Below are 20,924 nucleotides of genomic sequence, written 5' to 3' on the forward strand. Positions count from 1 at the left end.
CTTTGATGAGTAACGAAACCACCCAGCCGATTCTATCGGTGCAGCGTTTGTCCATCGATGTCGGTCTGGGTGCAACACCCAAGCGCGTTGTCGATGATCTGAATTTCGAGCTGTTTCCAGGCCAGACTCTTTGCATTGCCGGAGAGTCCGGTAGCGGAAAATCGCTGTCATCGTTAGCGATCATGGGACTGCTGCCCAAGCCGGTGAAGGTGGTGCAAGGTGCGATCAAATTCGGCGGCCGCGATTTGATCGGCGCGCCCGAGAGCGAATTGCAGCTATTGCGCGGCAAGCAGATTGGCATGATTTTTCAGGAGCCGATGACCTCATTGAATCCGCTGATGACTGTCGGTCAGCAGTTGCAGGAAACCCTGCGCCGCCACGAAATGTTGGGGCGTCGGGACTTGCGCCTGCGGGCCAAAGAAATGCTCGAATCGGTACGCATGCCGCAGGTAGAAAAACGCCTGCAGCAATACCCGCATGAACTGTCCGGGGGCATGCGTCAGCGTGTGATGATTGCGATGGCCATGCTCTGCCGGCCCAAAGTACTGATCGCCGACGAGCCGACCACTGCACTGGATGTGACCATTCAGGCGCAAATTCTTGAGCTGATGCGCGAGCTGCAACAGGTGTATGGCACGAGCTTGCTAATGATCACCCACGACATGGGCGTGGTCGCGGAAATGGCCGATCAAGTGGTCGTCATGAACCACGGTCGCACTGAAGAACAGGCGCCAGTGCGGCAATTGTTCACCCAGCCACAGGCCGACTACACGCGCAAATTATTGTCAGCCGTGCCGGTATTGGGCACCGCCGGCAAACCGGATGACATCAGTGACCAGCCGGTGGTTTTGCGGGTGCGCGATTTGTCCGTGCGTTTTCCGATTCGTATGGGCTGGTTCGAAGAAGATCGGCAAGTGCATGCGGTGGAAGGCGTCAACTTTGAACTGCGCCAAGGCGAGACCTTGGGATTGGTAGGGGAGAGCGGTTGTGGCAAATCCACCACGGGCAAAGCACTGATGAACATGCTGGCTTATCAGGGCAGCGTGCAATTGTTCGGCAAAGAGCTCAACGGTCTGCATGGAGGAGATCTGAATGCCGTGCGGCGCGCTATCCAAATGGTGTTCCAGGACCCCTACGCGGCCCTAAACCCACGCAAAAACATTTTGGAGTTGGTCGGCGAGCCACTATTGATTCACGACCAACTGCCGCTGGTGCAACGACAGGAACGTGTCGTTGAATTGTTGCGCCAGGTCGATATGCCCGCCGATGCGATGTATCGCTACCCTCACCAGTTCTCTGGAGGTCAGCGTCAACGGATCTGCATTGCACGGGCGTTGTCGCTCAACCCGAAAGTCATCATCGCCGATGAATCCGTGTCGGCCCTTGATGTTTCGGTCCAGGCTCAGGTTCTTGAGTTGCTGGAACACCTGCGCGAACAGCATCAACTCAGTTACTTGTTTATCTCCCACGACATGGCCGTGGTCGAGCGCATTTGCCATCGCGTCGCCGTCATGTATGGCGGCCAGATTGTCGAAATCGGCCGTCGCGATCACGTCTTGCACAACCCGCAACACTCATACACCAGACGGCTTCTAAGCGCGGTGCCGATGCCAGACGTCGATCGCAAACGCGACTTCAAGGCGCTGCTGCAAGAGTTTGAGCAACCAAGCCCTATCAAGGTAAAGGGTTTTGAAGCACCGACGCAGAAATTTCGGGACGTGGGGGACGAGCATTGGGTGGCGGTAGGATAGGGTGAGGGCGCGGAGCTCTGGGACCGCCAGTGCGTTAGTGATAGCGATGTAGGCTTTTCTGTTTTTCCCTATCGTGAGAGCAAATTCTTACCCGTCATGTTGATGGGATGCCTGGCGGAAATGACCGTGGCCCATTCGAGCTCTGGTTCGTTTGGTGCCTACGCCGAGTTCTACATTAGCCCATTGGCCGGGTTCCTGGTGCGCTATGCCTATTGGGTCGCGATTGTAATGGCAGTAGGCACGGAAGTGGCGACGGTAGCGATGTACATGTAGTACTGGTTTGCCAGCGTGCCAGGGCGGTTTCGCCTTGCGCATATGGCCCAGCTCGATAGGCATCCATCGCTAGAGCGTTGTGACAGTGCGAGCTACCAGACGCTGAGCGCACTTAGGGAGTGCCACTACGCTGTGTCGTAGCCTTAAAAATTCGAGTTACCTCGACTGGTGCTGTCAAAGATAGCGATCCATCCGTCAATGACTACGTTGATGAATAAATTCGGCCAAGTGCAACAGTGCAACAAGATGGCGATGTGTTGGGGCCTCTCACAGCCGAGGTGCTCAGCATCCCCGCATTCAGGCTGACGCGAAAAATCACCGGTTAGAGGTCACGCCTGAATCAACTCGGTCCAGGCCGTCGTTTGCGACAGGCTTTCTCATGGCGATTTCTCTCGCTCCAGCAAGCGCGCTGGCCAGATAAGTTTTATGGAAAATGTCAGAAAGATTCCGGCTAAACGATCGACGTTTGTTGCAGGGAATATGGCGGTTCAAACATATTGGAACAAAAGTTGACGCATCTTGATCATGTGCAATAGCAGCGGTCAGTCGGACCAGGAGGCGCCGACAGACAGCTGATGAATTGTTGAGTGATCGGGTCTATTGCTTTTGCGGATCGAATTGCTTGTCCTGGATAAACAGCGCCGGAATCACTCCACAGATGAAGTAGGCCGCGCCCATGACTAGAAAACCCACACCGATCGAGCCATGAGAGGCAAGGAACCCGATAGCGGCCGGAGCAACCGCTGCACCCAGACGCCCGATATTGTAAGCACCGCCTACGGCGGATCCGCGAAATTTAGCCTCGAAGCTTTCGGTCATGTACGTAGCGTTCACACCGTAAGGGATACCGTACAAAAAGCCGAACACCACCAGCATCCAGAGTATGTTTTCCTGGCTTTGGAACAGCACGATCACCGGCAGGAATACCGCAGTCCCCAAGGCGCCAAAGACGAAAACGGTACGACGACCGATACGATCAGCCGCCAGGCCAGCAAGAATTTTGCCGAGGATCATGGCCGTGTAGGTGCCAACCATATAGCCGGTCATGGATTTGAGATTCATGCCCAGTTCGCTTTCCAGGTACGTCGGCATCCAGTTGTTCACACCGTAGTAACCGAACTGTAGAAAGCCGGCAGTCAGAGCCCAGAAGATAAACATCCGGCTAGCTTGCGGATCACTGAAGATCAGCTTGTACATGCTCTCGCGCTTTCCAGAGGATGGATTCTGAATGCTCGCGAATTTTTTCCTGGCGCGCTCGGCTTGAGCGTTGATCCATGCTTGCGGTTCTGGCACGAAGCGTTGCATGACCACCGCGAGGATCACCGGGATGATGGCAATGTAGAAAAGCCAACGCCAGCCATGGCTCGGTAATATCCAGCCGGCCAGCAGCGTCGCTACGATGTATCCCACTGACCAGCCTGCTTGCAGTGTGCCGAGTACCGTAGTTCGGTAGCGGGTGGGTACGTATTCGGACATCAACGTGTTGCAAGCCACGTACAGTGCGCCTATCCCGAGTGATGCCACGAATCGGATGATCGCGAACTGCCAATAGCTATGCGTAAGGCCCAGCACAGCTGTGCCGACAGAAAACAGTGCGATACTCCAGACCACGGTTTTCACCCGACCGAAACGATCACAGGCCCAGCCCCCGTAGATGCCACCGATGGCCATCCCGGCCAGGGTAAAGCTACCCAGGCTGCCGGCTTCTACGTTGCTCAGACCGAATTCGGCCTTAAGGCTGCTGAGGCTGTAGGAAAGCAGCATCAGATCAGCACCGTCGATCAACAATCCAAGAAAGCAGAAGATGAAGACCAGCACCCAGGTACTGGTTTTGGCGTGCGTAGTCACACTCGCCTGAGCTGCAGCGTCCATGGTGTTACCTTTTTTGTATTTATTGGGGGAGGGCACTTGAACCGGAAATTGAAAGCCCGTGGCCTCAGCTTTGAGCGTCGCGGATCATGTTTCGGGCGATGACTATCTGCTGGATCTGGGTAGTGCCTTCGTAAATGCGGAACAGGCGAACATCCCGATAGAAGCGCTCGATGGCGTACTCGCTCACATAGCCGGCGCCACCATGAATCTGTACGCAACGGTCGGCGACCCGTCCGCACATTTCAGTGGAGAACATCTTGGCGCAGGAAGCTTCAGTGCTGACGTTGCGTCCGTCGTCACGCTTGCGTGCGGCATCCAGCACCATGCAGCGACTCGCATAGATTTCAGCCTTGCTGTCGGCGAGCATGGCCTGGATCAGTTGAAACTCGGCGATCGGTTTGCCGAATTGTTTGCGCTCCATTGCGTAGCGCAAGGCATCGTCGAGCATCCGCTCAGCGGCGCCGACACTCAGAGCCGCAATATGCAAGCGACCCTTGTCGAGTACTTTCATCGCGGTCTTGAAGCCTACGCCTTCGACACCGCCGATCAGCTGACTGGCGGGGACCCGCGCATTCTCGAATATGACGTCGCAGGTGTGAGCACCCTTGTGGCCCATTTTGTGGTCGGGTTTGCCCAGCGAAACACCGGGTGTGCCGCGCTCGACAATAAACGCGCTGATGCCGGCGGCGCCTTTGATCTCGGGATTGGTTCGCGCCATCACCGTATAGATCCCGGCGTGCGGGGCATTGGTGATGAAGCGCTTGGTGCCATTGAGAATGTAGCTGTCGCCGTCGCGCACGGCGTTGGTTTTGAGCGAGGCGGCGTCTGAGCCCGCATCTGGCTCTGTCAGGCAGAAGGAGCTGAGCAACTCGCCACTGGCCAGTTTGGGCAGGTAGTGATGCTTCTGTTCTTCAGTGCCGTCCAGGAGGATACCGATGGAGCCGATCCCGTTATTGGTCCCGATGTAGGAGCGAAACGCCGGTGAAGTGCGGCCCAGCTCGAAGGCGATATTCACCTCTTCCTCCATCGTGACGCCCAAACCGCCAAACTCTTCCGGGAGCGTCAGGCCAAACAAGCCCATTTCCCGCATCTGTTCGACGATGTCTTGGGGGATCGCGTCGGTGTCGGCCACTTCGTTTTCACGGGGAATCAGCACTTCGCTGACGAACTGACGAAGGGAATCCAACAGTATCTGCAGGGTTTCGGTATCACGGATCATGTGCGCTCCTGAGGCTCGCAAGCGAGCCGGTTTTCTAGGGCGCCGTTACTCCGTTGCGTCAGCGAGCAGCGGCGCCAATGTTGTTAACCATGTTGATCAGGCGAGGCCCGATATCGTCCACGAGCTGTTCACGGGGTAACTGAAAACTCGGTCCACCGCAGTTGAAGGTCAGTAACCCGTACTGCGGGTGCAGCAATGGAACTGCAACGGAGTTGACGTCGCGATGCCACTCACCGATCGACAGGCAGAAGCCGTAGTCGGCGAAATCCCTGAACGCTTTGTCCAGCCCCTTGCGAATGGCGGGCCATTGCTCCGATTCGCGCTGGCGAATGTGATCGAGCAGAAACTCCCGCTCGGTTTCCGGCATCGCAGCAAGGCACGCCCGACCTACCGAACTCTGTGCCAGCGGCAAGTAGCTGCCGATTTGCCGGCGCATGGTCATGTTGCCCTGACCCTGAACCACATCCAGGTACACCATCTGAAGTCGATCGCGGGCGGCCATGGCGACGGCCGCCTGAGCGTGATTAGCCAATTCCTCCATCAAGGGATGAGCCACCGTGCGAATCGCCAGATTTGACAACATGGCGTAACCGAAACCCAACACACCTACGTCCAGCTGATACTTGCCTGAATGCACTTCACGTTTGAGGCAGCCCAACCGCATCAACGTATTGGTCAGACGCGTCACCGTCGGTTTGGGCAGCCCGGTCATTCGCGCCAGGTCCTGATTGCCGAGCACGTTGTCGCGCGGGCTGAAACACCTCATCAGCTCAAGTCCGCGTGCCAACGCAGTTACGAACTGGCCACTGCTTTCGTCTTCGCTCAGCGCGCTGGCGGGATCGAGCAGGCCCATCTTCAGTAAGCCGATTTCATCCGCTCCTTTCGTCTTGTCCACGGCCTGCTGATCTGTCTTGTTGCGATCCATGGTAGAACCTCGCTTTCGAGAAATGCAAGAAAATAAAATACAGTTTCGCCTGACGAAATTGTATTTGGTGCTTAAACAAAAACCAATCTATTTATTGATCTTGTGTAAAACACTGCAACTACAGAGGTAAAACAGATTTATTGGTTTGCCTGTTTACAGGAATTTAGAAGCGTATCTATGATTTGTCGTAATTACGGTATTCAGTTTCGCATAGCGAAACACAAAAGAGGTAGGTATGGACTCCCAGCTTAACGCTGTAGTGGATCTGCAAATCCGCGATGATGCCGTCGCTGTCGTACGGATCCAGCGGCCCGAGGTCAAAAACGCACTCAACAGCGCGGTGCGCGAACAGTTGGCAGAAATCTTTCGCTCTCTGGCCGGCAATGAGCAGGTACGGGCGATCGTCCTCACCGGTGGCGAACAGTACTTTGTCGCCGGTGCCGACATACGCGAGTTCGCCGAGGCCAGCCCTATCGAGATGTATCGCCGCCACACGGAGTACTTGTGGGAGGCCATCGCTCGTTGCCCTAAACCCGTGATCGCCGCGGTGAATGGTTTTGCTTTGGGGGGCGGCTGCGAATTGGCGATGCATTGCGACATCATCGTTGCAGGGCAATCGGCACGCTTCGGTCAGCCGGAGGTCAAGCTTGGCCTGATGCCGGGCGCCGGTGGCACCCAGCGCCTGATTCGTGCCGTCGGAAAATTCCAGGCGATGCGAATCGCACTGACGGGCTGTCTGGTTGCGGCCCCCGAAGCGCTGGCCATGGGCATGGTCAGCGAGGTGGTGAGTGACCAGCGCACAGTGCCGAGAGCCCTTGAACTGGCCGCTGAAATAGCCGCCTTGCCGCCGCTGGCGGTAGCGCAGATCAAGGAAGTAATGCTGCTCGGTGCCGACTTGCCCCTGGACAGCGCCTTGGCGTTGGAGCGCAAGGCGTTTCAGTTGCTGTTTGATTCCAGGGACCAGAAAGAGGGCGCAACCGCCTTCCTTGAAAAACGCAAAGCCACCTTCTCGGGAGAATGATTCATGACACGCGAGATCAACCATGTGGCTGTTGTGGGGGCTGGCATCATGGGCACCGGCATTGCCCAGATTGCAGCCCAGTCCGGTATTCAGGTCCTGCTGTTTGATAACCGCGAAGGTGCCGCCCAGGCCGCTCGCGATAACCTTGAACAGACGCTGGACAAGCTGGTGAGCAAGGGCAAGGTTCGCGGCGCAGACGCACAGGCCACACTCGATCGCCTGCAGGTAGCGACCGCTCTGACCGAGCTCAAGGACGTCGACTTGGTCGTCGAAGCGATTATTGAGCGTCTCGATGCCAAGCAGGCTTTGCTCGCACAGCTTGAAGCGGTCGTTGGTGACGATTGCATTTTGGCAACCAATACCTCGTCGCTGTCCGTGACCAGCATCGCCCGGGAATGTCGGCGTCCTGAACGTGTCGCGGGGTTCCATTTCTTCAACCCGGTGCCCCTGATGAAAGTCGTGGAAGTCATCGACGGCCTTGCCAGTGATCCGCAGGTGGGTGATCGCTTGCAGGCGTTGGCGGCGCGCATGGGCCATCGTGGTATTCGAGCGAAGGACACGCCAGGTTTCATCATCAACCATGCGGGGCGCGCCTACAGCACCGAAGCCTTGCAAATTCTCAAGGAAGGCGTGACTGAACCCGCCGAAATTGACCGCATCCTGCGCGAAGGCCTGGGTTTTCGCATGGGACCGCTGGAGCTGTTCGACCTTACAGCCCTGGATGTCTCGCACCCGGTGATCGAGTCGATCTACAACCAGTTTTATCAAGAGCCTCGATATCGCCCGGCAGCGCTGACTCGGCAGATGCTCGAGGCCGGGTACGTCGGTCGCAAGGTTGGGCGTGGTTTTTACCGGTATGCCAACGGCCAGATGGTTGATGCACCCCAGGCGCAGGCAGTGCCGGTAGTGGAGGCGCTGCCGCCGGTGTGGCTCGGTACTGAGAACGAGGCCGATCGCGCGAACCTGACTGCTTTGCTGGAGCAACTGGGCGCGCAGATAGAGCAGGGTGCCACACCGTCCAGTGAAGCACTCTGCTTGCTGGCGCCCTATGGCCTGGATGCCACCAGTGCCGCGGAACGTTTTGCCACCGACCCTACGCGCACGGTATGCATCGACCCACTGCTCGACAGCGCTCGCTACCGCACGCTGATGCTTACCCCTGCAACCCGAGTCGACATACGCGATGCCGCGCATGCATTGCTGGCTTGCGACGGCGTCGGTGTCAGCGTGATCAACGACAGTGTCGGTTTCGTTGCCCAACGCGTGCTGGCAATGATCGTCAACCTGGCCGGCGATATCGTCCAACAGCGCATCGCCAGCGTCGAAGACCTGGATGAAGGCGTGCGCCGTGGGCTGGGTTATCCGCAGGGGCCGTTGGCCTGGGGCGACAGTGTCGGCGCCAAACGCTTGCTGACCATCCTGGAGCGCATGACCGAAGTGACGGGAGATCCGCGTTACCGACCGGGCCCTTGGCTGCGTCGACGCGCAACCATCGGCCTATCGCTGTGCCACACCGAACCGACACTGCCCCGACCTTTTAACGCCTAGGATACTTCCATGCTCGACGCCTACATCTTCGCAGGGCTGCGTACTCCCTTCGGTCGTCACGGCGGTGCACTTGCCCCCGTACGACCAGATGACCTTGCTGCTCATGTGATCAGAGAACTGCTTGCGCGGTATGCCATCCCTGGTGACGCCATCGAGGACGTGATCCTCGGCAATACCAACCAGGCAGGCGAGGACAGTCGCAATATCGCCCGCCACGCTGCGTTGCTCGCCGGCTTGCCGGTGACGGTACCGGGGCAGACGGTCAATCGCTTGTGCGCCAGTGGTCTGGCCGCCGTGATCGACGCAGCCCGCGCAGTGACCTGCAAGGAAGGCGAACTGTTCATCGCTGGCGGGGTGGAAAGCATGTCCCGCGCCCCCTTTGTCATGGCCAAGGCTGAAGCCGCCTATAGCCGCGAGTTAACGGTGTTCGATAGCACCATCGGCGCGCGCTTTCCTAACCCAAGGATCGTTTCCGAGTTTGGTAACGACAGCATGCCTCAGACCGGAGACAACGTGGCCCATGAGTACGGTATTGACCGAACACAGGCCGACGTTTTTGCCGCACGTTCGCAGGCTCGTTACGAAGCCGCGCGCAAGTCCGGTTTCTTCGCCGACGAACTACTTGCGGTGAGCGTGCCCACCGGCCGTAAGACACCTCACAACGTGGTCGAACAGGACGAACACCCGCGCCCGCAATCGGATCTTGCAGCCCTGGGCGGACTGCAGCCTTTGCTCGAAGGCGGCGTGGTAACCGCTGGCAATGCTTCAGGTGTAAACGATGGTGCCGTAGCACTGCTGATTGGCTCCTCTGCTGCAGGCGAACGCCATGGGCTGTTACCAATGGTGCGGATCCTATCTGCCGCCGCAAGTGGTGTGGCGCCTCGGATCATGGGTGTCGGCCCGGTCGAGGCAATTAATAAGGCCTTGGCGCGCGCCGGCTTGAGTCTGGCGGATATGGACATCATCGAAATTAACGAGGCGTTCGCAAGTCAGGTACTGGGCTGCCTCAAGGGGCTCGGCCTTCCTTTCGACGATCCTCGTGTGAACCCCAATGGCGGCGCTATCGCTGTCGGGCATCCGCTGGGCGCCTCGGGCGCACGATTGGCGCTGAGCACCGCACGGGCGTTGCAACTGAGCGGCAAACGCTACGCGGTGGTCAGTCTGTGTATCGGTGTCGGCCAAGGGCTGGCGATGGTTATCGAGCGTGTGTAAATGCGCGCAAGCAAAGGTGATATGAAATGGGTGCTTTGACTGGATACCGCGTACTCGACTTGAGCCGTGTGCTTGCCGGCCCCTGGTGTGGCCAGACCCTGGCCGACCTGGGAGCCGAAGTCATCAAGGTTGAACGACCAGGTACGGGTGACGACACCCGTGGTTGGGGACCACCATGGATGAAGGGCCAGAACGATGAGGCTACCCACGAAGCCTCCTATTACCAGTCGACCAACCGCGGAAAGTTATCGGTGGCGTTGAATCTGGGCAGCCCCGAGGGCCAAGAGATAGTGCGCGCGCTGGCCACCCACTGCGACGTGCTGATCGAAAACTACAAGGCCGGCTCGTTGGCCAAGTACGGGCTGGATTATGCATCCTTGTCCGAGCTAAACCCACGACTGGTGTATTGCTCGGTGACGGGCTTCGGGCAGACAGGGCCTCGGGCTGCCGAGCCAGGCTATGACTTCATTATTCAGGGTATCGGCGGGCTGATGAGCATCACCGGCGAGCGTGATGACCTAGCCGGTGGAGGCCCACAGAAAGTTGGTGTGGCATTTTCCGATCTGATGACCGGGCTTTACTCCACGGTCGCTATTCAGGCTGCGTTGCTCAGCCGGGAAAAAAGTGGTGTGGGTCAGCACATCGACATGGCACTGCTGGACGTGCAGGTCGCCACACTGTGCAACCAAAGCCAGAACTACCTGGCTTCCGGTAAACCCCCGGGACGCTACGGTAACGCCCACGCCAACATCGTGCCGTATCAAGTATTCAGTGCCAGTGATAAGGATTTCATTATCGCCTGCGGTAACGATTCCCAGTTTGTTGCGCTGTGCGAGGCTATCGGTCTAGCGGACCTTCCTACAGATCCGCGCTTCACGCGAAATGCAGACAGAGTGGCTAATCGGGAAGAGGTCATCGAGATTCTGTCGTGGCATTTCCTCGGCGCTAGTGCCGATGAATGGGTGCGACGTATTCACCCGCAGGGCGTGCCGGTGGGGGCGATAAATAGCATCGCTCAAGCACTGGATGAGCCGCAAGTGAAGGCGCGCAATATGCTGGTGAACATTCCCCATCCGCTGAAGGCGGACTTCGTTACGGTTGGTAGTCCTATCAAGTTGTCTGGCACGCCGGTGGAGTATCTGCGCCCGGCACCGATGCTGGGTGAACATACGGATGAAGTCCTCAAGCGTCAGTTGGGGATGGACGATGAACGCCTGGCAGAGTTGAAGGCACGCAGCGTCATCGAGCAGCTTGGCGAACGCTGATATGTATCACCTCGCACGCCAGCTCCATCGACTAGTTAGGACAACAAAGCGCTGGCCCCGGCCACGCTGAACACTGTGGCCGCTGCTGCCAAAATCGGTGGTGACGTCCACCTTCTGGTTGCAGGGCAGGACGGGAAAACACGGTTGCACTCGTCTGCTGCGCATGCGCTCAGGCGAATGTTGAACAGGCGCAATTCCGCCGGAGCTGCGCCCCTATTGGAGTACATGCAGTGATTCTGAACAACCCTCAACTCTTTCGCCAACAAGCGTACATCGACGGTGAATGGACGGCCGGCGACAGTGCAGCCATCATCACCGTCGTCAACCCGTCGTCCAATGCCTCCATCGGTCAGGTCCCGCGCATGGGTAAGGCCGAGACCCGTCGTGCTATCGCAGCGGCCGAACGCGCGCTGCCAGCCTGGCGTGAGTTATCGGCGAAGGAACGTGCTACCAAGTTGAGGCGCTGGTATGAATTGATCATTGAGAACCAGCACGATCTGGCTACTATCATGACATTGGAGCAGGGCAAGCCATTGCCCGAAGCACTGGGAGAAATCACCTTCGGCGCTTCCTACATCGAGTGGTATGCAGAGGAGGCCAAGCGCGTTTACGGGGATCTGATCCCGGGTTCCACGGACAAGCGCCTGTTGGTCATCAAACAACCCGTTGGTGTTTGCGCAGCGATCACGCCGTGGAATTTCCCCAGTGCAATGATCACTCGTAAAGCCGGCCCCGCGTTGGCAGCTGGTTGCACCATGGTCATCAAACCTGCTTCCCAGACACCTTTTTCGGCGTTGGCGCTGGTCTATTTGGCCGAGCGGGCGGGCATTCCAAAAGGTGTCTTGTCGGTCGTGACAGGCACTGCGTCGGAGATTGCCGAGGAACTGACCAGCAACCCGGCCGTGCGCAAGATTTCCTTTACCGGGTCTACTGAAATCGGCCGACAGATCATGGAAAAGTGCGCTCACGACATCAAGAAAGTCTCTCTCGAACTAGGCGGTAATGCGCCATTCATTGTCTTTGAAGATGCCGATCTCGATGCTGCGGTGGATGGCGCGCTGGCCTCCAAATTCCGCAACGCCGGGCAAACATGCGTCTGTGCTAACCGCTTATATATCCACGATAAGGTATACGACGCCTTCGTCGACAAACTCGCGTCAGCGGTGGGCGCGCTGAAAATTGGCGACGGCTTTGCTGACGGAGTCACCCTCGGCCCGTTAATTGATAGCAAGGCTGTCTCCAAGGTTCGCGAGCATATTGAGGATGCTCTGGCCAAGGGTGCCAAGCTCATCAAAGGAGGCGCCGCCCATGCGCTTGGCGGCAACTTCTTCGAGCCGACCATCCTCGTGGATGTGCCCGACAATGCCCGGGTATCCAAGGAAGAAACCTTCGGTCCGCTGGCGCCAGTCTTCCGTTTCTTCGATGACGCCGAAGTTATCACCAAAGCCAACGACACCGAGTTCGGCTTGGCGGCGTATTTCTATACCGCAAACTTGGGGAGGGTGTTCCGCGTCGGTGAGGCCCTGGAGTACGGCATTGTAGGTGTGAACACCGGAATCATCAGCTCTGAAGCCGCGCCCTTCGGCGGTATCAAGGCTTCAGGTGTCGGCCGGGAAGGTTCCAAGTACGGTATCGAGGACTACCTCGAAATCAAGTACCTGTGCCTGGCAGGCATCTAACAGGCAGTTACCCCGCCATTTCCGATCAACCACTTTCTTCGTGACCGCAAGGGCATCGCCCTGCGGTCCAGATAACGCTGTGTCGTAAAACATAAAAACAAGGATAAATCGACATGTACATCTCTTGGAAACTGCCGTTGGGGCTCGGCTCCTTCGAGCGTTCGCCCTGGTTTTTTCAACGATCAGTTGGAAACTCCATTCAGGCTGTAAACCTAATGTCTATTCCACCTTATGCCGAAGGAATTCAGGAGGTAATTCGCCAATACCTTGCAGGTAGCTTTCGAGAAAATCGCGCAACACGCGAACCTTTGTCGAAAAACGTCGATTGGGAAGGTAGGCCATGTAAATTTTCCTTCCTGTCAGGTTCAAGCATTGCAGCGCACGCAGCCCGGATTGCCGTTGGGTATCGGGCATATCCGTACACAAACCCATGACTATGTTCGTCACGGCACGCTCACGCTGTTTGCGGCGATGGATTATCTGCAAGGTCGACTGATCAGCCGCATTGAAACTCAACACCGACAGCAGGAGTGGTTGGCCTTCCTGAAAAAGATCAACCGCGAAACCCCCAAGGGTCTGCGACTGCACTTGTTCGTGGATAATTACGCCACGCACAAACATCCAGTGGTCAAGGAATGGCTCAAGCGACCTCCGCGATTTCACACGCACTTCACCCCGACATCCAGCTCCTGGATGAACATGGTTGAACGCTTCTTCCGAGATATCACCGTTTTCTTACGTGATGGCAGCTTCAGTTCGACACGCGAATTGGCCAGTTCCAGTACCACGTTTCTAGCGTTACACAATGCTCAGCCAAGCCTATACGTCTGGAATGCAAAAGGTGAAGACATCTTGCGCAAGATCCAGCGTGCACGAAAGGCGATGGCATCACAGTCTAAGGAGAACGCTTTTTCTGAGACTGCACACTAGCTAAGTGCTGCTTACGCCAGGACCTCGGCCAGTAGATCGAAGACGATGCGGATACGCCGTGCGGTGCGCAACTCGCGGTGGGTGACCAGCCAGATCGGCAGCGGCACGGGGGCGAAATCCTCCAGCACGCGAACCACGCCCGGGGTTTTCCGCGCGATTTCCTCCATCATCGCGCCGATACCCAGGCCCTGGCGCACCATTTCCCAGTAGGTCACGGAGTTGTCTGCGTAACTGCGAAAGTTCGCGCTGCTCAGCAGCAGGCCGTGAGCATGCAAGTGGCGCAGGTAGTGGCCAGCGCGGTCCATACCGATGAAGTCGTGCTGCACCGCCTCTTCAGCCGTACGCGGCAAGCCATGCTCACGCACCCAGCTCTCGGACGCATAGAAGCAGGCGGAACTCTGCCGGACCAAGCGGCCGATCAGTTCCGGTTGCTCGGGGCGGACATGGCGGATGGCGATGTCGGCCTCGCGGCGCTGCAGATCGCTGAAGCCGTCCGAGGCGACCACCTCAACCAGAATGCCGGGGGCAGCCTGGCGGATATGCAGAAGGATCTTCGGCATCAGGTACGCCGCCACGGCGTCGCTGGTGGCCACCGACACCACCCCCTCGACATCTTCCGAGCGCCCGGTCGCGGCCAAACCCAGCTCATGCGCCGCCGCGCCCATCACCCGGGCATGCTCCAGCAGCTCCAGCCCTGTGGTGGTCAGCGCCATGGCTTTGCCGACCCGCTCGAACAGCGTCACCCCCAGCGCCAGTTCCAAGGCGGCGACCTGACGACTGAGGGTCGGTTGCGACTGCCCGAGCTTGCGTGCGGCCGCCGACAGCGAGCCGGTTTCCGCCGTCTCGAGAAAGGCCCGCAACTGATTCCAGTCGACCTTATCCATACGTAAATGTATATGTTGTCTGCAATTTATCGCAATACCCCGTAGTGATTCGCAAGGATAGCATCCGCACTGATGTTGGCTTTCGCCCGCAATCTACGCACAGGACGCGTCCCCATGCACTCACCCATCACCTCCACCAGCGACCACCGCGCCGAAGCCGCAACCTCTGCTGCCGTGGCCAGCAAGGCAGGCTTCTGGAACAGGATTGCGCGCAAATACGCGAACGATCCGATTGCTGACATGGCCGGTTACGAACGGACGTTGCAGCGCGTGCAAGCGCTGCTGAGTGCGGAGCATGAGGTGCTAGAAGTCGGTTGCGGTACGGGCACCACCGCCCTGCGCCTGGCCCCTGGAATACGCCGGCTAGTGGCCACCGATGCGGCTGAGCAGATGATCGCTATTGTAGGCGAAAAGCTCGCCAGCCAGCCACTGCCCCACCTGCAATTCAAGGTAGCCAACGCCGATGCAGCGCTAACCGAACAGCACGCCTACGACGCCGTACTGGCATTCAACATGCTGCATCTGCTGACGGACCTGCCGCACACCTTGCGCTTGGCGGTGAATGCTCTGAAGCCAGGCAGTTTGCTGATCTCGAAGACGCCCTGCCTGAGTGAGATGAACCCACTGATACCCAAACTGGTGCTGCCGCTGATGCGCGCACTGGGCAAGGCACCCCATGTGCTGTGCTTTAGCGCCGAGCAATTGCAGGCTGCCATGACTCAGCAAGGTCTGGAAATCCTTTCCGTCGAGCGACATGGCAGTAAAGGCAAAGATTGTCGGGTGTTTATCGTGGCGCGCAAGCCCGATGACCGCGTGATCAACGCCTGAATAGCCCGCTGTAATTGACGATTTTCACCACCCGGACCTGCTGGTCCGTCCCTATGTCGCACCCACTGAAAACATTGGAGCTTGCCATGTACCTTCGCCCTATCACCGCCCTGACCACAGCTGTGCTACTGCTGTCCGGCTGTGCCGCCACCATCGACCAAGGCGGCCTGGAACAACGCACGGCCCAGGCCATCGGCCAACCCACTGGGCAGTTCACCATCACCGAGCGCAGCGAGGAAACCGGCGGGCGCATCAACTACACCGTCAACACCAAGGACGGCGGCACTTACCGTTGCTACATGTACTCGGCCACCGGCTTCCAGAAGGCCATGAGCTTTGGCCAGACGCCCCATTCGGACGCCATCTGCACCACCATGGCGGGCACCCCAGCCGTTAGCGGGCAGCGCAGCAATACTTCCGGCGGCACGTGCAATGCCCTGCTGCAGGCCGCCGGGCGCTGCTAACTGCCAATCTCTACCGGTCAGCACTGGCGCGGCCCAGCGCTGACCGGCGGCGTCGCCGATGGGCTCGGAGCGATCCAATAGCTGCGATAGGCAGCATCACCCGAGATCATGTGTATGGATGACTAACAGCCATCAACCACTGCAGATGGTGATGCCATAAGAGGATTGTTCCTGCATTTGCCTCTACTATTTCTTCGGTTTGCGCAACAGGTTTCAGCTTGAGAGTTTTTCTTTGAATCTACCCATCAGCATTTCAGCCGCTTGCTAAAGCCGAGCAAAGCCCCGAGTAGCAGGCCGCACTGCAGCCAGACGTGTGCCAGCAGCAGCGGACTTTGTTCGGCCGCCACCAGCTGCATCGGCAGGCTGATCGCCGAACCGCTCTGCACCCGCACCAGCAGGGTATGCGGGCCCTGGCCGAGGCGCGGCAGGTTAAGGATGAAATGCGGCGTCGGTTCGCCACGCTGCTGTTTTGAGGAATAGGGTGTATTTTCAGCTCGCGTCCGTAACGGCTCAAAATCTCCATTTAGGATAGTCACGCTTATTACCTGCGTTTCTGGACTTGGTCGCATCTATTTCCATAACTAATCGCAACTATTTCCTCAGTTCGAAGCGAGAAAACTCGGCCTCCAGCGCATTGCAGTCGCATTAATTAACAAAACCTACAGTTTCGGCGCTTCGTGCGGAAGCTGCATCTAACCCCGTTCTTAAGGACTGTAGGTGCAGGCAGAGGGCCAAAGACTACCTCGTACTGACTATTTTTTGCATCAATTCCAATTGAGTTCAACTACGCGCAGTGTGAATTGGTGATCCTCTGCGAGCGAACTGGCGGGTCCAACCATTGAAGCCGGATACCGCTGCGAGCGATCTAAATATTTCAGATGTACTAAAAATCAGGAGAAAAAAGCTTCCGAGCGTTGTTGCGCTGGGTCCTTGTGTCTGAGCGGTTGCTGCCAAGCTAGCTGCGCCTGGACTTCAGCTACTGCATCCAAGACTCTCTGCGCCCAGCGCTCATCTTCCGGATGCACGACAACCACGCGAAAACCGTGGTCATCACCTTCAATCCGCACGCCTTCGGAATCATCGACATGCAAGTCGATATCGAATGCTGGCGGAAATTTCGAGGGGGCGTTCGACAGCCCATGCACCGTCAGGGCACGGTTATGCCGCACACTGTTGACCACGCCGTCGACGCGGATACCGTAAAGCAATAGCCAACGCCGGATGTAGGACGGCGTGCGACCCGACGACGTGTAGACCCAGATACTGCAGCCCTGGCGACGTAACTCTCGGGTCAGGGAGCGTGTTCCGATACGCAACGGCTCACCCAGCCAACGGTGGACACAGGCCGGCAGCCGGCTTTTCTCGACTGCGCAGTGGTGGAGTTGGCAGGCCAGCGTGTCATCGATATCGAACGAAATCCGTATGCGCGGACGCCTGAACACGGGCATCGGGATGGTACACTGGATGGCTTGCCATACCCGGCTGCCGGAAGTTCGGCATTTAGCGAGCATTGGATACCAGCTCATCAACGGCCTCCCTGATGGACGGGCAAGGGCTTGTCTTTGAGAAAAAACTTCATTGGATCAGGCGCCTGTTCTTCCAGGAAGGCAGCATATTTTTTCTTGATCTTGGGCAATTCGTACAACGCCTTGACTCCATGCTTGGCGGAGTTGCGTATGACCGAGGATGGGTTGAAGTAGCCCTCGGCGTTTTCCAGCGTCAGCACGAACGGCGGCAAACCTGCGCGCATAAGCAAATAGCTGACGATGAGCGACCCACTGCGGTTGTTTCCTTCAATGAACAATTGCGGCTTGCTGAGGATGCGCACATACACGCCGGCTGCACGCTTCCAGACTGATTCACTGCGATACGCGCAGTACCAATTGAACAAGTCTTTGATTCCACCCTCCACATTGTTGAAGAAGTGTTGCTCGGTGGCCGCCAGGTGTTGAGCGTATTCCAGCCGGCGAGCCGGGTCTCGGCCGCAGAGCACCGTGGCGTTGATTTCCAGCATCAGATTCAACTGTTGAAGATCAAACAGGTCGACACCCCGTGCGATGTAGTCGTCAATCAGCGCATAGCCATCCAGCACGTTCTGCAGCACTTCGTCCGTCAAGGGGTCACGCGGTTCGGTGAAGTGCCTGCTGAGCTCAGCAAAACGACTTTGCACCTCACGCAGTGCACGTTCAATCGCTGGCAAATCAAGACGACGCTTCGCAGACATTGGCAATCCTGATGAAAGAGGTGGGGAGGGTAAAGCGACCGAATGCACGCCAATGTCGTTGGCCCTTGGCTGCATTCGGTCGTGACCGGACGGTTGTTGGTCAGCTGAATTTTCCGCTGATGTAATCGCTCGTCATTTGCTCACGCGGATTGTCGAAGATCTGGGCGGTCGGTCCCATCTCAACCAGATAGCCGGTACGCGTGCCCTGCGAAATATCCACCGAGAAAAATGCCGTAGTGTCAGCGACACGGATGGCCTGCTGCATGTTGTGGGTGACCAGCGCGATGGTGTAATCCTTCTTCAGCTCGACCATCAACTCTTCGACACGGCGGGTGGCAATCGGGTCGAGTGCCGAGCACGGCTCATCCAGCAACAGGACTTCCGGTTCGGTGGCGATGGCGCGGGCGATACACAGTCGTTGCTGCTGGCCGCCCGAGAGGGACAGGCCGCTGACCTTGAGTTTGTCCTTGACTTCATCCCACAGCGCGGCGCCCTGCAAGGCGTGCTTGACGCGGTCACCCAGGTCGCCCTGATAGCGATTGAGGCGCAGGCCAAACGCAACGTTATCGAAAATGCTCATCGAGAACGGGTTCGGCTGTTGAAACACCATCCCGATATAGCGGCGCACGACCACTGGATCGACGCCCTTGCCATAGACGTCCTGGCCGAGGAAATGCACATGGCCTTCGAAACGAAAGCCTTTCACCAGATCATTCATTCGATTGAGGCTGCGCAACACCGTACTTTTGCCGCAGCCGGAGGGGCCGATGAATCCGGTGATCTTGTTTTTTTCGATTGGCACATGGCTGTCACGTACCGCCATGAAGTTGCCGTAGAAAATCTTGTCCAGCTTGCAGTCCATGACCACAGGTACCTGGGCCTCGAGCGGAGCGACTTTTTGCGCAGATAATACATTCACACTATTTGCTCCCTTTCTCAAAACTTTGGCTTGCCGAAAATACGGCTGACGATATTCACGATCAGCACGATCATCACCAACACCAGTGATGCCGCCCAGGCGAGCTCAAGCTGATTGTCGAACGGCATGCCGGAGAAGTTGTAAATCAGTACGGCCAGAGACGCGGTCGGATTCATCACCGCCAGGTTGCCGTCGTGGTAGATCCAGTAGTTGCTGAACAGGGCGGTAAACAGCAACGGCGCGGTTTCGCCAGCGGCGCGGGCCACCGCCAGCATTACGCCGGTCAGGATCGCCGGCAGGCCGGTAGGCAACACGATTTTCCAGATCACCTGCGATCGGGTGCAGCCCATGCCGTAGGCGGCATCCTTCATGATCTTGGGCACCATCCGCATCGACTCTTCAGCGGTGAGCACGACGATAGGCAGCATCAGTACGGCCAGTGCCACGCCGCCCGCCGGTGCCGAGTAGGTACCGGTGGTCATCACCACCAGGGCGTAGGCGAAAACCCCGGCCAGAATCGATGGCAGACCGGTGAGCATCTTGGCGGCGAAGCGCGCGGCGTTGGCCAGCTTGCTGTCCGGTCCCAGTTCAGCCAGAAAGATGGCCGCCATGATGCCGACCGGCACCGCGATTGCAGCCGCGATACCGACCATGACAAAGGTGCCCGCCATCGCGTTGCCGAATCCGCCGCCCGTCTCGAACCCGGTTGGCGGCAGTTCGGTGAACACCTCAAGGCTGAGGCGGGCACCACCCCGCGTGATCAGCATGTAAAGAACGGAAATCAGGGGCACGCTGGCCAGCAGGGCGCCAGCCCAGACCAGCGTGGTCAGCACCAGACTGCGCAGGGCGCGGCCTTCGAATTTGCGCTGCAGGCTTGGCAGCGCGTTGGAGGTGGACGTGAGGTCAGTCATCATTTAGTACCACGCTGGGCATAGACCATGATCATGGAGCCGATGATGTTCACGATCAGGGTGATCATCATCAGGACCAGTGCGGCATACATCAAAACCTCAATCTCGGTCGGTCCCGCCTCGGGGAAATTCAGCGCCAACAAGGCGGCCAGCGTATTGGCGGGTGCAAACAGAGAAAGGGAAATATTGTTCGAGTTGCCTACCAACATGGCCAGGGCCATCGTTTCACCCAAGGCCCGGCCCAGACCCAGCACCAGCGAGCCGAAAATGCCGGTGGCAGCGGAGGGCACCATGACCTTGAGAATCGCTTCCCAGTGGGTGGTGCCCATGCCATAGGCCGCCTGCTTGGTTTTCATCGGAACACCGGTGAGGGCATCCTGCGAAACGGCGGCAATGGTCGGCAGAATCATGATGGCAAGTACCAGCGCGGCAGGTAACAGTCCCGGTCCGCTCAAGGTCGTGCCGAAAAAGGGGATCCAGCCAAGTTCACTGTTCAGCCAATTCGTGAGGGGACGAATGGCCGGGATCACCACGTAGATGCCCCACAGGCCATAAACGACGCTGGGAATGGCCGCGAGCAATTCGACAATGGTGCGAAAAACCGCCGCCAGTTTCGCGGGCAGGAAATCCTGGGTCAGGAAAATCGCCATGCTGACGCCGAAAAAGCCTGCGATCATCAAGGCGATGAAGGCGCTGTAGAGCGTGCCCCAAATGGCCGGCAGAATGCCGTACTTGCCCTGGTTCACGTCCCACACGGTCCCCAAAAGGACGTCAAAACCGTGTTTCTCCATGCCCGGAAGTGCCTTGCGTCCCACCTCGAACACCAAGGCAAAGACCAGCGCCAGAACGAGAACCACACCGATGCGCGCCAGTGCGCGGAAGGTGCGATCAACCAGAAAATCCTTTGCAGACGGTGGACGGCAGGCGGAATCCGGATTGACCGGTACGACAAATGGCTTGTTCATGGGCTGTTCCGGCGTAGGGGAGAACGCTCTCGGC

At 58.0% G+C, this 20,924-nt stretch carries 19 protein-coding genes and 3 pseudogenes; 11 read left to right on the forward strand and 11 right to left on the reverse strand.

The features are described 5' to 3' along the window. Window positions 1–5: 5 nt before the first annotated feature. Together ACA055_RS14355 and ACA055_RS14360 are read left to right on the forward strand one after the other, a co-directional pair. Window positions 6–1,751 (forward strand): ABC transporter ATP-binding protein, encoded by a 1,746-nt coding sequence (locus tag ACA055_RS14355; protein ID WP_497684242.1) that lies wholly within the window; start codon window positions 6–8, stop codon window positions 1,749–1,751. A gap of 96 nt (window positions 1,752–1,847) precedes the next feature. Beyond that, window positions 1,848–2,021: pseudogene (locus tag ACA055_RS14360) on the forward strand (amino acid permease); the annotation flags it as partial. 600 nt (window positions 2,022–2,621) lie between these two features. Here the strand turns inward: ACA055_RS14360 and ACA055_RS14365 are convergent. The 3 genes from ACA055_RS14365 to ACA055_RS14375 form a co-directional block, all read right to left on the reverse strand. Then, window positions 2,622–3,896: an MFS transporter gene (locus ACA055_RS14365; RefSeq protein WP_497684243.1), complete on the reverse strand. Its 1,275-nt coding sequence runs from the start codon at window positions 3,894–3,896 to the stop codon at window positions 2,622–2,624. A 64-nt stretch (window positions 3,897–3,960) separates the two neighbouring features. Beyond that, window positions 3,961–5,115, reverse strand: a complete 1,155-nt coding sequence (locus tag ACA055_RS14370; protein ID WP_497684244.1) for an acyl-CoA dehydrogenase family protein — start codon at window positions 5,113–5,115, stop codon at window positions 3,961–3,963. A 58-nt stretch (window positions 5,116–5,173) separates the two neighbouring features. Beyond that, window positions 5,174–6,040 carry an IclR family transcriptional regulator gene (locus ACA055_RS14375; protein WP_497684245.1) on the reverse strand — a complete coding sequence of 289 codons (867 nt, stop codon included), beginning with the start codon at window positions 6,038–6,040 and terminating at the stop codon, window positions 5,174–5,176. 235 nt (window positions 6,041–6,275) lie between these two features. Here ACA055_RS14375 and ACA055_RS14380 point away from each other — a divergent pair, with 235 nt between their 5' ends. The 6 genes and pseudogenes from ACA055_RS14380 to gabD all read left to right on the forward strand — a co-directional run bounded on the left by ACA055_RS14380 (window position 6,276) and on the right by gabD (window position 12,765). Continuing rightward, on the forward strand, window positions 6,276–7,061 hold the full coding sequence (locus ACA055_RS14380; protein ID WP_497684246.1) for an enoyl-CoA hydratase: 786 nt from the start codon (window positions 6,276–6,278) through the stop codon (window positions 7,059–7,061). A gap of 3 nt (window positions 7,062–7,064) precedes the next feature. Then, complete coding sequence (locus ACA055_RS14385) at window positions 7,065–8,609, forward strand: 3-hydroxyacyl-CoA dehydrogenase (protein WP_497684247.1); 1,545 nt, start codon at window positions 7,065–7,067, stop codon at window positions 8,607–8,609. Between the two features lie 9 nt (window positions 8,610–8,618). After that, on the forward strand, window positions 8,619–9,821 hold the full coding sequence (locus tag ACA055_RS14390) for a 3-oxoadipyl-CoA thiolase (protein ID WP_497684248.1): 1,203 nt from the start codon (window positions 8,619–8,621) through the stop codon (window positions 9,819–9,821). A 26-nt stretch (window positions 9,822–9,847) separates the two neighbouring features. Continuing rightward, entirely contained in the window at window positions 9,848–11,086 is a 1,239-nt protein-coding gene (locus tag ACA055_RS14395; protein WP_497684249.1) for a CaiB/BaiF CoA transferase family protein, read from the forward strand. 51 nt (window positions 11,087–11,137) lie between these two features. Then, window positions 11,138–11,219, forward strand: a pseudogene (locus ACA055_RS14400) (hypothetical protein); the annotation flags it as partial. 97 nt (window positions 11,220–11,316) lie between these two features. After that, entirely contained in the window at window positions 11,317–12,765 is a 1,449-nt protein-coding gene (gabD, locus tag ACA055_RS14405; RefSeq protein ID WP_497684250.1) for an NADP-dependent succinate-semialdehyde dehydrogenase, read from the forward strand. Between the two features lie 219 nt (window positions 12,766–12,984). Here gabD and ACA055_RS14410 read toward each other — a convergent pair whose 3' ends face one another. Next, the gene (locus ACA055_RS14410) at window positions 12,985–13,107 is read right to left on the reverse strand and encodes a hypothetical protein (RefSeq protein ID WP_497684521.1); all 123 of its coding nucleotides are present in this window, start codon (window positions 13,105–13,107) and stop codon (window positions 12,985–12,987) included. Between the two features lie 18 nt (window positions 13,108–13,125). Between ACA055_RS14410 and ACA055_RS14415 the strand changes: the two are divergent. Then, a pseudogene (locus ACA055_RS14415) lies at window positions 13,126–13,695 on the forward strand (IS630 family transposase); the annotation flags it as partial. A gap of 11 nt (window positions 13,696–13,706) precedes the next feature. On the opposite strand, the gene ACA055_RS14420 reads toward ACA055_RS14415, so the two are convergent. Beyond that, window positions 13,707–14,579 (reverse strand): LysR family transcriptional regulator, encoded by an 873-nt coding sequence (locus ACA055_RS14420; RefSeq protein WP_497684251.1) that lies wholly within the window; start codon window positions 14,577–14,579, stop codon window positions 13,707–13,709. 114 nt (window positions 14,580–14,693) lie between these two features. On the opposite strand from ACA055_RS14420, the gene ACA055_RS14425 reads away from it, so the two are divergent. Together ACA055_RS14425 and ACA055_RS14430 are read left to right on the forward strand one after the other, a co-directional pair. Continuing rightward, a complete protein-coding gene (locus tag ACA055_RS14425; protein ID WP_497684252.1) occupies window positions 14,694–15,407 on the forward strand; it encodes a class I SAM-dependent methyltransferase in 714 nt (237 codons plus the stop codon). A gap of 86 nt (window positions 15,408–15,493) precedes the next feature. Further along, window positions 15,494–15,871, forward strand: coding sequence for a hypothetical protein (locus tag ACA055_RS14430; protein WP_497684253.1), 378 nt, complete (start codon window positions 15,494–15,496; stop codon window positions 15,869–15,871). A gap of 245 nt (window positions 15,872–16,116) precedes the next feature. Here ACA055_RS14430 and ACA055_RS14435 read toward each other — a convergent pair whose 3' ends face one another. The 6 genes from ACA055_RS14435 to pstC all read right to left on the reverse strand — a co-directional run bounded on the left by ACA055_RS14435 (window position 16,117) and on the right by pstC (window position 20,890). Further along, window positions 16,117–16,407, reverse strand: coding sequence for a hypothetical protein (locus tag ACA055_RS14435; RefSeq protein ID WP_497684254.1), 291 nt, complete (start codon window positions 16,405–16,407; stop codon window positions 16,117–16,119). A 354-nt stretch (window positions 16,408–16,761) separates the two neighbouring features. Further along, a complete protein-coding gene (locus ACA055_RS14440) occupies window positions 16,762–17,397 on the reverse strand; it encodes a hypothetical protein (RefSeq protein ID WP_497684255.1) in 636 nt (211 codons plus the stop codon). Beyond that, window positions 17,397–18,095 (reverse strand): hypothetical protein, encoded by a 699-nt coding sequence (locus ACA055_RS14445; RefSeq protein ID WP_497684414.1) that lies wholly within the window; start codon window positions 18,093–18,095, stop codon window positions 17,397–17,399. Before ACA055_RS14445 ends, ACA055_RS14440 begins: the two co-directional genes overlap by 1 nt. Before the next feature lie 100 nt (window positions 18,096–18,195). After that, window positions 18,196–18,957, reverse strand: a complete 762-nt coding sequence (pstB, locus tag ACA055_RS14450; RefSeq protein WP_218232072.1) for a phosphate ABC transporter ATP-binding protein PstB — start codon at window positions 18,955–18,957, stop codon at window positions 18,196–18,198. Between the two features lie 74 nt (window positions 18,958–19,031). Then, a complete protein-coding gene (pstA, locus tag ACA055_RS14455) occupies window positions 19,032–19,925 on the reverse strand; it encodes a phosphate ABC transporter permease PstA (protein ID WP_497684415.1) in 894 nt (297 codons plus the stop codon). Then, window positions 19,925–20,890, reverse strand: a complete 966-nt coding sequence (pstC, locus tag ACA055_RS14460) for a phosphate ABC transporter permease subunit PstC (protein WP_497684256.1) — start codon at window positions 20,888–20,890, stop codon at window positions 19,925–19,927. The genes pstA and pstC overlap by 1 nt, the downstream gene beginning before the upstream one ends. Window positions 20,891–20,924 lie beyond the last annotated feature (34 nt).

This window comes from Pseudomonas sp. LBUM1657, from assembly GCF_059716075.1.